General features: G+C 65.9%; 13 protein-coding genes and 1 pseudogene. 8 read left to right on the top strand and 6 right to left on the bottom strand.

Going from position 1 to position 13,601, the window contains the following annotated elements:
• Positions 1 to 10: 10 nt before the first annotated feature.
• A complete protein-coding gene (locus tag CFB40_RS27915; protein WP_089433005.1) occupies positions 11 to 1,444 on the top strand; it encodes a nicotinate phosphoribosyltransferase in 1,434 nt (477 codons plus the stop codon).
• Positions 1,445 to 1,535: 91 nt separating this feature from the next.
• Here the strand turns inward: CFB40_RS27915 and CFB40_RS27910 are convergent, their stop codons facing one another.
• The 4 genes and pseudogenes from CFB40_RS27910 to CFB40_RS27895 all read right to left on the bottom strand — a co-directional run bounded on the left by CFB40_RS27910 (position 1,536) and on the right by CFB40_RS27895 (position 4,000).
• A complete protein-coding gene (locus tag CFB40_RS27910) occupies positions 1,536 to 2,012 on the bottom strand; it encodes a hypothetical protein (RefSeq protein WP_143329896.1) in 477 nt (158 codons plus the stop codon).
• A complete protein-coding gene (locus CFB40_RS27905) occupies positions 2,009 to 2,188 on the bottom strand; it encodes a hypothetical protein (RefSeq protein WP_089433003.1) in 180 nt (59 codons plus the stop codon). The genes CFB40_RS27910 and CFB40_RS27905 overlap by 4 nt, the downstream gene beginning before the upstream one ends.
• 597 nt (positions 2,189 to 2,785) lie before the next feature.
• A pseudogene (locus CFB40_RS27900) lies at positions 2,786 to 3,013 on the bottom strand (PLP-dependent aminotransferase family protein); the annotation flags it as partial.
• A 27-nt stretch (positions 3,014 to 3,040) separates the two neighbouring features.
• The gene (locus CFB40_RS27895) at positions 3,041 to 4,000 is read right to left on the bottom strand and encodes a LysR family transcriptional regulator (protein ID WP_089433002.1); all 960 of its coding nucleotides are present in this window, start codon (positions 3,998 to 4,000) and stop codon (positions 3,041 to 3,043) included.
• A 119-nt stretch (positions 4,001 to 4,119) separates the two neighbouring features.
• On the opposite strand from CFB40_RS27895, the gene CFB40_RS27890 reads away from it, so the two are divergent.
• The 5 genes from CFB40_RS27890 to CFB40_RS27870 all read left to right on the top strand — a co-directional run bounded on the left by CFB40_RS27890 (position 4,120) and on the right by CFB40_RS27870 (position 9,892).
• On the top strand, positions 4,120 to 5,394 hold the full coding sequence (locus CFB40_RS27890) for a CaiB/BaiF CoA transferase family protein (protein ID WP_089433001.1): 1,275 nt from the start codon (positions 4,120 to 4,122) through the stop codon (positions 5,392 to 5,394).
• Positions 5,387 to 6,526, top strand: a complete 1,140-nt coding sequence (locus CFB40_RS27885) for an acyl-CoA dehydrogenase family protein (RefSeq protein ID WP_089427026.1) — start codon at positions 5,387 to 5,389, stop codon at positions 6,524 to 6,526. The genes CFB40_RS27890 and CFB40_RS27885 overlap by 8 nt, the downstream gene beginning before the upstream one ends.
• Before the next feature lie 31 nt (positions 6,527 to 6,557).
• Complete coding sequence (locus CFB40_RS27880) at positions 6,558 to 7,307, top strand: electron transfer flavoprotein subunit beta/FixA family protein (protein ID WP_089433337.1); 750 nt, start codon at positions 6,558 to 6,560, stop codon at positions 7,305 to 7,307.
• 16 nt (positions 7,308 to 7,323) lie between these two features.
• Entirely contained in the window at positions 7,324 to 8,256 is a 933-nt protein-coding gene (locus tag CFB40_RS27875) for an electron transfer flavoprotein subunit alpha/FixB family protein (protein WP_089433000.1), read from the top strand.
• Positions 8,257 to 8,461: 205 nt separating this feature from the next.
• A complete protein-coding gene (locus tag CFB40_RS27870) occupies positions 8,462 to 9,892 on the top strand; it encodes a purine-cytosine permease family protein (RefSeq protein ID WP_089432999.1) in 1,431 nt (476 codons plus the stop codon).
• An 8-nt stretch (positions 9,893 to 9,900) separates the two neighbouring features.
• Here the strand turns inward: CFB40_RS27870 and CFB40_RS27865 are convergent, their stop codons facing one another.
• The gene (locus CFB40_RS27865) at positions 9,901 to 11,367 is read right to left on the bottom strand and encodes an aminotransferase-like domain-containing protein (protein ID WP_089432998.1); all 1,467 of its coding nucleotides are present in this window, start codon (positions 11,365 to 11,367) and stop codon (positions 9,901 to 9,903) included.
• A gap of 126 nt (positions 11,368 to 11,493) precedes the next feature.
• On the opposite strand from CFB40_RS27865, the gene CFB40_RS27860 reads away from it, so the two are divergent.
• Positions 11,494 to 12,381, top strand: coding sequence for a DMT family transporter (locus CFB40_RS27860; RefSeq protein WP_089427030.1), 888 nt, complete (start codon positions 11,494 to 11,496; stop codon positions 12,379 to 12,381).
• A 58-nt stretch (positions 12,382 to 12,439) separates the two neighbouring features.
• On the opposite strand, the gene CFB40_RS27855 is transcribed toward CFB40_RS27860, so the two are convergent.
• Positions 12,440 to 12,808 (bottom strand): VOC family protein, encoded by a 369-nt coding sequence (locus tag CFB40_RS27855; protein WP_089432997.1) that lies wholly within the window; start codon positions 12,806 to 12,808, stop codon positions 12,440 to 12,442.
• Between the two features lie 77 nt (positions 12,809 to 12,885).
• On the opposite strand from CFB40_RS27855, the gene CFB40_RS27850 reads away from it, so the two are divergent.
• Positions 12,886 to 13,587, top strand: a complete 702-nt coding sequence (locus CFB40_RS27850; RefSeq protein ID WP_089432996.1) for a helix-turn-helix transcriptional regulator — start codon at positions 12,886 to 12,888, stop codon at positions 13,585 to 13,587.
• Positions 13,588 to 13,601: the final 14 nt, after the last annotated feature.

The raw sequence follows: 13,601 nt of genomic DNA, 5'->3' as shown, positions 1-13,601 counted from the left end.
AGCTCTAGCCATGCAAAACGATCTCGGCGGCTTTGCCGCGATTCTCGCCAATCCGATCCTCAACACGGATTCGTACAAGGCTTCCCACTTCCTGCAATATCCGCCCGACGCGTCGGCGATGTTCTCGTACGTCGAATCGCGCGGCGGCCGCTACGACCGCACGGTGTTCTTCGGCCTGCAGATGCTGCTGAAGGAATATCTGTGCAAGCCGATCACGCACGCGATGATCGACGAGGCGCGCGATTTCTTCACGGTGCATGGCGAGCCGTTCAACGAGGCAGGCTGGCGCTATATCGTCGAACGCTACGACGGCTACCTGCCGGTGAAGATCCGCGCGGTGCCCGAGGGCTCGGTCGTGCCGGTGCACAACGTGCTGATGACGGTCGAATGCGACGACCCGCAGGTGTTCTGGCTCGCGTCGTATCTCGAGACGATGCTGCTGCGCGTGTGGTATCCGGTGACGGTTGCGACGCGCAGCTGGCACCTGCGGCAGACGATCCGCCGCTTCCTGGAAAAGACCGACGACGATCTCGCGCAACTGCCGTTCAAGCTGCACGACTTCGGCGCACGCGGCGTGTCGAGCGCGGAGTCGGCCGCGATCGGCGGTGCCGCGCATCTCGTCAACTTCATGGGTTCGGATACGGTGCTCGGCGTGCTGGCCGCGAACCGTTTCTATCGGGAGCCGATGGCCGCGTACTCGGTGCCGGCGGCCGAGCACAGCACGATCACGTCGTGGGGCCGCGAACACGAAGCCGATGCGTACCGGAACATGATTCGCCGCTTTGGTCTGCCCGGCGCGATCGTGTCGGTCGTGTCGGACTCCTATGATCTGTTCGCCGCGCTCGATCTGTGGGGCGGCGAGCTTCGGCAGGCCGTGCTCGATTCCGGCGCGACGCTGGTCGTGCGGCCCGATTCGGGCGACCCGGTGGCGATCGTGCTGCAGACCGTGCGTGCGCTTGACGCATCGTTCGGCTCGACCGTGAACGGCAAGGGGCGGCGCGTGCTGAATCGCGTGCGCGTGATTCAGGGCGACGGTGTCGACGAACTGTCGATCGACGCGATTCTGTCCGCGCTCGACGACGCGGGTTATGCGGCCGGCAACGTCGTGTTCGGCATGGGCGGCGGGCTGCTGCAGCAGGTGAACCGCGATACGCAGCGCTTTGCGATGAAGTGCTCGGCGATCCGGCGTGGCGGCGTGTGGCACGACGTCTGCAAGGATCCGGTCACCGATCAGGGCAAGCGCTCGAAGAAGGGGCGGCTCACGCTGCTGCGCAGTTTCCGCACCGGTGAGTATCGGACGACGACGCTGCCTGCCGCGTGGGACGACCGGATGCTGGAAGGCGAGTGGGAGGACGCGCTGGAGACGGTGTTCGATACCGGGCGCCTGCTCGTCGATACGTCGTTTGCGCAAGTGCGGGCGAGGGCGCACGCGGGGGAGGTGTGAGGCAGGCGGCGGGGCGGCGTGAGAGGCTCGGGTCACGCCGTCGCCGTCGCCGACGCGATGCGATCGCGATGTCGTTTGGCTGCGGACTACCTTAGTGAAGGGCTCTGGATGTCGGCGTGGTACGCGGATCACCACACAGGCGCCGACATCCATCGTTGCAAAGCGGCACCAGTGTCAGTCCGATCTGAAGATAACCTTCGTAACCGGCGCTGTCTTTCGGATACGGTTTCGAGATGATGTGGGTATCAGACCAGATGTTCTCGATCTTGACGCCGAGTTGTGTCAGGTATTCCTTCAGATTCGCCGCTCGTCGTAACGCGAGCGCTTGTGGATTGACTTCCCCGATGTAGGCGCCGGCAGTGACGATGCCACGAATCTCTGCATCCGGCCATTGACGCGCGCGAATGACCATCTCCGCAATTTTGACGCGATCCTCGTTAGGGATCGCGTCGGAATTGAGCGGGACGCTGTCAAGCATGTCTTCCGAAACGGTACAAGCCGTGGATGAAATCGAAAACGAGAGGCAGGACCAGACCGCGATGCTGATCACACGTGCAAGAAATTTCACCACAGAATCCTGTCGTCGAAAAATGAAATGTAGCGGGCAATGCTGTCTGCATTGTCGATCGCTACATCCGGACGCGTCTGAGCCCAGTACTTCAGGCCGGCGCCGAACCCATAGATTTCGTCTTCCGAGTTGAATGTGTCGACGTAGTGCGTGCATTCGTGAATCAGGACTTTCATTTTGAAGTTGGTAGAAAGCCGGGCATCGGGAAGTGCGCAGAAGTTTGGGTAATCTGGTGTCGAGTCTTCGACGGACTATGTCATCTGATCGGCCGAACCAAGTCTGGACGCGGCGCTGTTCTTCCTGATCCCAAGCGGCGAGGCCATGAATTCGCTCGCGAATCAGGACAATTTCAGCGTCGCGCAGCCGAGCAATCAGGCGCCTGAATGTTTTGTTCGACATGTTTTCGCAGATTTGCGCCATGTCGAGTTCGATGGTGTGAGTGGATCCCGGTGTGGTGTTTGTATAGGTGGTTCCGACGCATATCCATTCGTCGCATTCTTCGTGGTGCGTAGCATCGCGTGAATCGAAGTTCTCGCTCATTGATTCCATAGTTATCCGGAAGAGGAGGAAAACTATCGACTGACGGAGGCATGCTCGTCTATTGGTCGTGTACGATTTGCGAAACGAGGTATCCCGAACGACATGCTCTATCGGATGTCGGCCTGCTTGGCTGCAGATGCCGAAGGCAGATTACCGATTCATTCCGTAGTTGTCCGCCCGATTGCCGGGCTTCATCATTCTCCAGCATGGATACGGTGGCTCGCTCGCATCCGCACGCCGCCGCGCGGCTCCGTCCAGATCCTGAGCCCGGCGCGCGTGACGCGCCGGAGCGTTTCGCCCATCGCGTCCGCGAGGCGCGCACGCAGGCTGTCGACGTGGCGCCGGTACGTGCCGTCGACGAGCAACCGGTGGACGACGTTCGCGCCGATCTGCGCATGGCCGAACGACGTCGCGAGCTTCAGGTCGACGAGCACCTCGATCCATTCCGGGCGCGCGGCAACTGGCCGAGCGTTCGCGTGTTGCATCGCCTAACGGGAGATCGTCGTGCTTGGCCGCATACCCGTGCGTTCCGACGCGGGTAGCCCCGTGCGCGTACGCATCGCGTCGGCGACCGCGTCGCGTACGCAGGCCGCTGCGATTTCCGACGCACGGGTACGCGCCGCGCGCACAAGCCGGGCGATCACCAGCGGCTGGATCACCGTCGATTCCCGGATCGGACACTCGACGACGAGCGGCGAGCGCGTGACCGCCGGACTCTGCGTGATCAGCAGCGACACGCCGAGCCCGCTCGCGACCATCGCCCGCACGAGTTCGATCGACACGGCGCGATAGCGGACGTTCGGCGACAGGCCGCATTGCCAGAACGGCGCCATCAGGAAGTCGCGGCTGTGCGGCAGATCGATCAGGATGAACGGATGCGCGGCGAGATCGTGAAGCGAGATCGCACGCTTGCGCTTCGCGAGTGCGGACCCGGCCGGTACGAGCGCATAGGGGTGCAATTCGGCGAGACACTCGCGCTCGATGTCTTCGGGCAGGCCGACGTCGTACATCAGCGCGAAATCGATCTGCTGCTTGTGCAGTGCCATGTCGAGCTGCGCGAGATCGCCTTCGACAAAACGGATGTCCAGCCGTGGATGACGCTGCTGCGCGAGTTCCAGCACGCGCGGCAAATAGACCGGCGCAATCGTGCTGAATACGCCGATTTGCACGACGCCGCCCGGTTCGTCGCCCGCGTCGTCGGTTGCGAACGCCGACGCCGATGCCAGCAACTGACGTGCCTCCGCGAGCTTGCGCTCGCCGAAGTGCGTGAGCGTCATTCGCGTGCCCGCGCCGCGCGTGAACAGCGGGTCATCGAATAGCGCTTCGAGCTCGCGGATCGCCACCGAGATCGACGGTTGCGACACGTTCAGCGCGACCGCGGCCGCGGTCGTGCTGCCCGCTTCCGCGGCCGCGACGAAATAGCGAAGCAGTCTCAGCGACAGAGCCATGTCGAACCCATACGAAAATCTTATAGGAGTTAATTTATTCCGATATTTTATCTGATTGCCACACTCGAACAGAATCACCGCATCGGCCTACTCGGCCCGACCTTCAGGAGAGAGATGCCGTGACTGTGTCCAGGCTGCCGCTCGACGGCATACGTGTGATCGATTTTTCCCGGGTGCTCGCGGGGCCGCTGTGTTCGGCGCTGCTCGGCGACCTCGGCGCCGACGTGATCAAGATCGAGCCGCCCGCCGGCGACGACTATCGTGCGATCGGTCCGTTCGCGAATGGCGAGAGCGGCTTGTTCGCCGCGATGAACCGCAACAAGCGCAGTGTCGTGATCGACCTGAAGACCGCCGACGGGCAGGCGCTGGCGCAATCGCTGTGTGCGCAGGCGGACGTCGTCGTCGAGAATTTCCGCCCGGGCGTGGCCGATCGCCTCGGGATCGGCTATGCGGCGCTGTCGGCGCGCAATCGGGCACTGATCTACGCGAGCGTATCGGGATTCGGGCAGACCGGCCCGGAGTCGCACCGGCCCGCGTACGACATCATCCTTCAGGCGATGTGCGGCCTGATGGACGCGACCGGTTCACCGGACGGCGACCCGACGATGGTGGGCGATTCGGTGTCCGATGTGGTCAGCGGGATCTTCGCGTCGTGGGGCGTGCTGGCCGCACTCGTCGCACGCGATCGCACCGGCGAGGGCTCGCACGTCGATGTGTCGATGTTCGATGCGACGATGAATCTGACAGCAGCGCTGGTCGCACGCTATGCAACCACCGGCGTCGCGCAACCGCGCGTCGGCAATCGCCATCCGACGTCCGCGCCGTTTGGCGCGTATCGCGCGGCGGACGGTCATTTCGTCGTCGCGGTGCTCAACAACAAGCTGTTCAGCCTGCTTGCCGACACGATCGGCCATCCGGCGCTGGTCGACGATCCGCGGTTCGCGTCCGATGCGTCGCGTTGCGAGCACGAGGCTGCGTTGCGCGCCTGTATCGAACAGTGGGCCGCAACGCGTTCGGTCGCGGACGTCAACGCGTCGCTGAGCGCAGCGGGCATTCCGGTCGCACCGATCCGGAGCGTGCGGCAGGCGCTCGAAAGCGAACAGGCCCGCGTGCGGCGCCTGCTCGTCGAAACGACCGCGGCCGACGGCTCGACGATCCGGCTGCCCGTGCAGCCGCTGAAGTTTTCCGCGTATCCCGGCACGCGCACGACGCGCGCACCGCAACTTGGCGAGCACACACGCGAGGTGCTCACGCGCATGCTCGGCCTCGACGAAGCGGCGATTGCCGCGCTCGCGAAGGCCGGCGTGGTCCACGCGGCCGCCGACGCGGTCGATGCCAGTGCGGCGGTGACGCTCCATCAAACCCAAACCCGTCAGGAGATGAACGATGCTTAAACGACTGGGCGTGAGCGACGCCGACCTCGAAATCGCCGATGCGATCCGCCGTTTCGCACAGGCTGAACTCGCACCGCATGCGGCGCAGGTCGATCGCGACGAAACCTCGACGACGTGCTACGTGCCGGCGCTGGCCGAACTCGGCGTGATGGGCATGAACCTGCCGGAGCGCTGGGGCGGAATCGGGGCATCGCCGGCCGCGATCATCCTCGCGCTGGCCGAGATCGCGAACGCATGCGCCGCGACGTCGTCGATGATCGGCGCGCACTATCTGGCGACCGATTCGGTGCTGATCGGCGGCGACGACGCATTGCGTGCGCGCTACCTGCCGGACGCCGCGACCGGCGCCAAGCTCGGCGCGTTCGCGCTGACCGAGCCGCAGGCCGGCTCCCATCCGGCGGGGATGACCACGCAGGCGGTGCGCGACGGCGACCGCTACCGTCTTCGTGGGGTGAAGCACTTCATCTCGAATGCGGACGCCGCGCAATTCATCGTCGTCTACGCGAAAACTGCGCCCGAACTCGGGACGCGCGGGATCAGCGCATTCGTCGTCGATCGCGATACGCCGGGCGTGTCGGTGTCGTCGCCGGAGAAGCTGATGGGCATCCACGGCGCGCCCGCGCACGAAGTCGCGTTCGATTGCGTCGTGCCGGCGTCGAACCGGCTCGGTGAAGAGGGTAGCGGCTTTCGCACCGCGATGAAGGTGCTCGACAACAGCCGCCTCGACGTCGCGGCGACGAGCCTCGGGATTGCGGAAGCGGCGCTGGGCGATGCGATCGACTGGGCGAAGCAGCGCCACGTCGGTGGCGAACCACTCGCGAGCAAGCAGGGGCTGCAGTGGCGTTTCGCCGACATGAAGACGCAGCTCGAAGCCGCCTGGCTGCTGACGCTGCAGGCCGCCGCGCGGCGCGCGGCCGGCGAGCCGTTTACCGACATGGCATCGATGGCGAAGCTGTATGCGTCGGAGATGGTCGCGTTCGTGACGGACGCCGCATTGCAGATCCACGGCGGCTACGGCTTCACGCGGGAAATGCGGATCGAGCGCCTCATGCGTGATGCACGGATCCTGCGGATTTACGAAGGCTCGTCGGAGATCCAGCGCACGGTCATTGCACGCACGATGCTTGCATGACGGTGGTTGAAACCGGACTGGGGAACGAATGATGAAGATACTGGTGCCAGTGAAAAGAGTGGTCGATTACAACGTGAAGGTCCGCGTGAAGTCGGACAACACGGGCGTCGACATCGCGAACGTGAAGATGTCGATGAACCCGTTCGACGAAATCGCTGTTGAAGAAGCCGTGCGCCTGAAGGAAGCGGGCGTGGCGACCGAAGTGATCGCCGTATCGGTGGGCGTAGCGCAAGCGCAGGAGACGCTGCGTACGGCACTGGCAATCGGCGCGGATCGCGCGATCCTCGTCGAATCGAACGACAGCGTCGAGCCGCTGGCCGTCGCGAAGATCCTGAAGGCACTGGTCGACAAGGAGCAGCCGCAACTGGTGATCCTCGGCAAGCAGGCAATCGACGACGATTCGAACCAGACGGGCCAGATGCTGGCCGCGCTGGCAGGCCTGCCGCAAGCGACGTTCGCGTCGAAGATGACGGTGGCCGACGGCCGTGCAACGGTCGCGCGTGAAGTCGACGGCGGCGCGGAAACGCTGTCGCTTCAACTGCCCGCAGTCGTGACCACCGACCTGCGCCTGAACGAGCCGCGTTACGTGACGCTGCCGAACATCATGAAGGCGAAGAAGAAGCCGCTGGAAACCGTGAAGCCGGAAGACCTGGGTGTCGACGTCGCGCCGCGTCTGAAGACGCTGAAGGTGGTCGAGCCGCCGAAGCGCGCAGCCGGCGTGAAGGTGCCGGACGTGAAGACGCTGGTCGAGAAGCTGAAGACCGAAGCCAAGGTGCTGTAAGAGGGAGCGGAAAGAAATGACGATTCTGGTGATTGCAGAACACGACAACGCGTCGATCAAGGCCGCGACGCTGAACACGGTGGCGGCGGCGGCGAAGATCGGCGGCGACATTCACGTGCTGGTCGCGGGCCACAACGCGCAAGGCGCAGCCGACGCGGCAGCGAAGATCGCAGGTGTGTCGAAGGTCCTCCTGGCCGACGCGCCGCAACTCGAAGCGGGCCTCGCGGAAAACGTCGAAGCGACCGCGTTGAACATCGCGAAGGACTACTCGCACATCCTCGCGCCGGCGACGGCCTACGGCAAGAACATCGCGCCGCGCATCGCCGCGAAGCTGGACGTCGCGCAGATCTCGGACATCACGGCAGTCGATTCGGCCGACACGTTCGAGCGCCCGATCTACGCGGGCAACGCGATCGCGACGGTGCAGTCGAGCGATCCGATCAAGGTCATCACGGTGCGTGCAACGGGTTTCGATCCGGTGGCAGCGGAAGGCGGCAGCGCATCGGTCGAGAAGATCGAAGCGGCAGCTGATGCAGGCAAGTCGCAGTTCGTGAGCCGTGAAGTGACGAAGCTGGACCGTCCGGAACTGACGAGCGCAAGCATCATCGTGTCGGGCGGCCGCGGTCTGGGCAGCGGCGAGAACTTCGCGTTGGTGCTGGAGCCGCTGGCAGACAAGCTGTCGGCAGCACTGGGTGCCTCGCGCGCGGCAGTCGACGCGGGCTACGTGCCGAACGACTATCAAGTCGGCCAGACCGGCAAGATCGTTGCGCCGCAGCTGTACATCGCGGTCGGCATCTCCGGTGCGATCCAGCACCTGGCCGGCATGAAGGATTCGAAGGTGATCGTCGCGATCAACAAGGATCCGGAAGCACCGATCTTCAGCGTGGCCGACTACGGCCTCGTCGGCGATCTGCACGAGCTGGTTCCGGCGCTGACCGTGTCGATCTGATTTCCCCCCCAATCCGTCAGGATCGCCTGATCCTGCGCGCACCGTCTTCCCGTTGGGTCGGCGCGCGAACCCTGCACAGGACCTTTCCGGCTTCGCCGGCCGGTCGCCGTCGACGCACACCCGGGTGCGTTTGCGCGACCGGCTGGAACAGCTCCAGGGTCCGAGCGATTCCCAAGCGCAGTTTTCCACCGGTCAGGAGCCGAGCATGGAACGTACCGCTTCACCCGTCGCCCATTCATCGCTGATCGAGCGCCGCTCGATCGACTACATTCCCGAAGCCGAGCGCCACGGCAATCTCTTCAGTCAGTTCACCTTGTGGTTCGGCGCGAACCTGCAGGTCACGGCGGTCGTCGTCGGCGCGCTCGCGGTGGTGCTGGGCGGTGACGTGTTCTGGTCGCTGATCGGCCTGCTGGCGGGGCAGATGCTCGGTGGAGCGGTGATGGCGCTGCATGGCGCGCAAGGGCCGCAGCTCGGGTTGCCGCAAATGATCTCGAGCCGCGTGCAGTTCGGCGTGTACGGCGCGATCGTGCCGCTCGTGCTCGTCTGCGTGATGTATGTCGGATTCTCGGCGGGCGGTACGGTGCTGGCCGGACAGGCGATCTCGGAATTGCTGAGCGTCGACCATGCCACGGCGATTCTGATTTTCTCGGCGCTCATCGTCCTGCTCACGGGCCTAGGCTATCGCACGATTCATGCGATGGGCCGCGTCTCGAGTATCGTCGGCACCCTCGCGTTCCTGTACCTGTTCGCGAGCCTGTTGCACGGGCATGCGTTCAGCGTGCTGCTCGCGAATCGTCATTTCACGCTCGCGTCGTTTCTGCTCGCGGTGTCATTGTCCGCGTCGTGGCAGATCGCTTATGGCCCGTATGTCGCCGACTATTCCCGCTACCTGCCGAAGTCGACGTCGCCCAGGAAGACCTTTCTCGCGGTGTTCGCCGGTACCGTGATCGGCGCGCAGGTGTCGATGACGTTCGGCGTGCTGGCCGCCGCGCTCGCCGGCGATCGCTTTTCGGGGCACGAGGTCGCGTTCATTGTCGGCCTCGGCGCGACAGGCGCGATCGCCGCCGTGCTCTATCTGACGATCGCGCTGGGCAAGCTGACGATCACGACGCTCAATGCGTACGGCAGTGTCATGTCGGTTGCGGCGATCCTGACCGGATTCGGCGGCCGGCGCGAGATTTCACCGCGCACGCGCATCGTGTTCGTTTTGCTGACTGTCGCCGCATCGAGCGGCATCGCGCTCGCCGGACAGCACGATTTCCTGAAGGCGTTTTCGTCGTTTCTGCTGTTCCTGCTCGTGTTCTTCACGCCGTGGAGCGCGATCAACCTCGTCGACTACTACTGCGTCACGCGCGGACGCTACGACGTGTCGGCGCTGTTCGATCCCGACGGCCGCTACGGGCGCTGGAACGTCGCGGGCATCGTGGTCTATGCACTCGGCGTGCTCGTGCAGATGCCGTTCGTCGCGACCGGGTTCTATACGGGGCCGTGGGTCGATGCGCTTGGCGGCGTGGACGTGTCGTGGATCGTCGGGATCGTCGTGCCGGGCCTGCTGTACTACATCGTGTCGCGCGGATCGACGGCGAACGTACCGGATCGACCGATCGCGCCGCGATCGGCCGGCGACGCCGAGTGACGCGACGTTCACGCGCGGGCAGGCTCAGTGGGCCGCGCACCGCTGTCGTGCGGTGCCGCCCGCACCGCCTCCATCGCCCGCGCCAGCGCATCGAACACCGCCGGCCCCTTGCAGCGCGACACGTTGAAGCGCAGGTACGACGTCGCGCCGTGCGACGCGCTGAACACGTTGCCGGGCGCGAGCACCACGTCGTGGTCCAGCGCATGGCGCGCGACGCGTGCGGCGTCGAGCCCGTCGGGCAACTCCGCCCACACGAACAGGCCGCCGCGCGGCTCCGTCCAGATCCTGAGCCCGGCGCGCGTGACGCGCCGGAGCGTTTCGCCCATCGCGTCAGCGAGGCGCGCGCGCAGGCTGTCGACGTGGCGCCGGTACGTGCCGTCGACGAGCAGCCGGTGGACGACGTTCGCGCCGATCTGCGCATGGCCGAACGACGTCGCGAGCTTCAGGTCGACGAGCGCCTCGATCCATTCCGGGCGCGCGGCGACGTAGCCGCAGCGGATCGCGGCCGACAGCGTCTTCGAGAAGCTGCCGATCGACACGACCCGCGACAGCCCGTCGAAAGCCGCGAGGCGCGGGGCCGGCGTACTCTCGAAATCCGCGAAGATGTCGTCCTCGACGATCAGCAGGCCATGTTCGGCCGCGAGCGTCAGCAGCCGGTGCGCGACGGGCGCCGCGAGCGTCGCGCCGGTCGGGTTGTGCAGCGCGGAGTTGGTGATGTACAGGCGCGGCCGGTGTTCGGCGAGCACCTGCTCGAAGCGCGCGAGATCGGGGCCGTTCGGCGTGTACGGGACGCTGACGATCCGCGCACGGTGCGCGCGCAGCAGCGCCTGGAAGTTGAAGTAGCACGGATCGTCGAGCACGACCGTGTCACCCGGCTCCAGCAGCAGCCGGCAGACGAGATCGAGCGCGTGCGAGCCGCCGTCGGTCAGCATGATCTGCGTGGGTTCGGCCTGGACGCCGTGCTGCGCAAGTCGCCAGGCGAGCTGCTGGCGCATCGCGGGCAGGCCGAGCGGTGTCGCATAGTCGGTCAGCGCGTCGGCTTCGTCGCGCGACGCGGCGCGCAGCGCGCGGCGCAGGCTCTCGTCGGGCAGCCACGACGGCGGCAGCCATCCGCAACCGGGCTTCACGGACGTCGGCGCCGCTTCGAGCGACTGGCGCGACAGCCACAGCGGATCGAGCCCGCGATCGAGCTGCGGGCCGAGATCGGCGAGCGCGAGCGGCGGCGCATGCCCCGACACATAGAAACCCGAGCCGCGCCGCGCGACCAGCACGCCTTCGCTCGCGAGCCGCTCGTACGCATCGACGACGGTCGATTTCGACACGCCCAGCGCGTCCGCCATCATCCGGATCGACGGCACGCGCGCGCCGGGCACCAGCGCGCGGCTCGCGATGCGTGCACGCAACGTATCCATCACGGTTTCCACCCGCGTGCGCGACGGGGTGGGTGGAACGGGAAGCGGGGCGGCCTGGCTCATGGCGAAGAATGAACTGTACGGCTGGTTGTCCAGTACAGTTTGTCCGAATTGTATTGGTCTGTAGCTTACGCGCTTTTCGCGGGCGGCGGATCATCGGTCATCCACTTTCCCCGTTCAGGATTTCCCGTGCAAAAGACGACCGACGGATGGCTCAGCGGCCTGCTGGGCGTGATCATCTTCAGTGGCTCGCTGCCCGCGACACGTATCGCGGTGCAGGGGCTCGATCCGCTGTTCCTCACCTTTGTGCGCGCGACGATCGCCGGCGCGCTCGGCCTGCTGCTGCTCGTCGGGCTGAAGCAGCGGCGCCCGACACGTGCCGAGGCGGTGTCGCTCGCCATCGTCGCGCTCGGGGTCGTGATCGGCTTTCCGTTGCTGACGGCGCTTGCGCTGAAGCACGTGACATCGGCGCACGCGATCGTGTTCGTCGGGTTGCTGCCGCTCGCGACCGCGCTGTTCGGCGTGTGGCGCGGCGGCGAACGGCCGCGGCTGCCGTTCTGGATCTTCTCGATCATCGGCAGCGGCGCGGTGGCCGCGTTTGCGTTGCGCAACGGCGGCCAGGCGTCGGTGGTCGGCGATGCGCTGATGCTGGCCGCGATCGTCGCGTGCGGGCTGGGCTACGCGGAAGGCGCCCGCCTGTCGCGCGAGCTCGGCGGCTGGCAGGTGATCTCGTGGGCGCTCGTGCTGTCGCTGCCGCTGATGCTGCCGCTCACGTGGTTCACCTGGCCCGTGTCGTTCGACGGCGTCGATGCCGCCGCGCTGTGGGGGCTCGCGTACGTGTCGCTGTTCAGCATGCTGATCGGCTTCGTGTTCTGGTATCGCGGGCTCGCGCTCGGCGGGATCGCAGGGGTCGGTCAGTTGCAGCTGCTGCAGCCGTTCTTCGGCCTGCTGCTGGCGGCCGGGCTGCTGCACGAGACGGTGCCGCCGTCGATGGTCGCGGTGACGGTCGTCGTGGTCGGCTGCGTGGCGGGTGCGAAGTACTTCTCGAAAATGGCGCCCGTGCGGCGCGCGGGCTGACGTACAAGCCTGAACCGATGCGCGGGCGCGACCGGTCGAAGGTCGCGTCCGTGCGCACTCAAGCGTCCGGCGTGCACACGCGCAAGCGGTGGCCGTCCGGGTCGAGCGCGACGAACGTCAGGCCGAACACGGCCGTCATCGGCGCTTGCTCGAACGGCACGCCGAGCGATTGCCATGCGTCGTACAGGCGCTGGACCTCGCGGTCGTCGTCGACCATGAACGCTAGTTCCGACCGGTGGCCGGCGCCGCCCGACACGAAATCGCGCGCGCTGGTCGACCACAGGCCCAGGTGCAGCCCGTTGTCGAACGTGAACGCCGCATAGGTGGGAAACGCGGCGACCGGCGCGCGCCCGAACAGGCGCTCGTAGAACTGCGCGCTACGCGCCGGGTCCTCGACATACAGAAGAACGAGATTCGGGGAAGTCATGCGGAGCCATCCAGGGTTCGATTAAGATGCGTGTCATTCTATGAACGGATGCTGTCAGAAAGTGGCAGCATGGAACAATGACGCGTGCCGAACGATTGCTCTCGCTGCTGCAGGTGCTGCGGCGCCACCGCCGCCCGGTGAGCGGCCGCGTGCTGGCCGGGGAGCTCGGCATCAGCCTCCGTACGGTCTATCGCGATATCGCGTCGCTGCAGGCACAGGGCGCGGACATCGAAGGCGAGGCCGGTATCGGCTATGTGCTGCGTGCGGGATTCATGCTGCCGCCGCTGATGTTTTCGCAGGCGGAACTGGAAGCGCTGATGCTCGGTTTTCGCTGGGTCGGGAAGTTTGCCGATGCGCAGCTCACGGCGGCGGCTGCCGATGCACTCGCGAAGATTTCCGCGGTGCTGCCGGCCGAGCTGCGCCGCGAGATGGAATGCACGACACTGCTCGTCGGCCCGCGCACGATCGTGGACCGCGAAACCATCGACATGGGTGTCGTGCGCGCGGCGATCCGCACCGAAAGCAAGCTCGGGATCCGCTATGCGGGCGAGCGCCGGAAAACGATCGACGAACGGATCGTGTGGCCGTTCGCGCTCGGCTATTTCAATGACGTGCGGATCCTGGCGGCGTGGTGCGAAGACCGGAACGATTTCCGGCATTTCCGGACGGATCGCATCGTCGCGCTCGAACCGCTGGAGGTGCGCTATCCACGGCGGCGCGCGGCGTTGCTGAAGGCGTGGCGCGCGGCGGGTGCCGACGTGCGCGTGACGGTGAGGTAGGGGGCGGCCGGGGC

It is taken from the genome of Burkholderia sp. AU31652, assembly GCF_002223155.1.
GTDB lineage: Bacteria > Pseudomonadota > Gammaproteobacteria > Burkholderiales > Burkholderiaceae > Burkholderia.
Note: the sequence above shows the minus strand (reverse complement) of the source record. Positions and strands in the feature narration are given on the sequence as shown.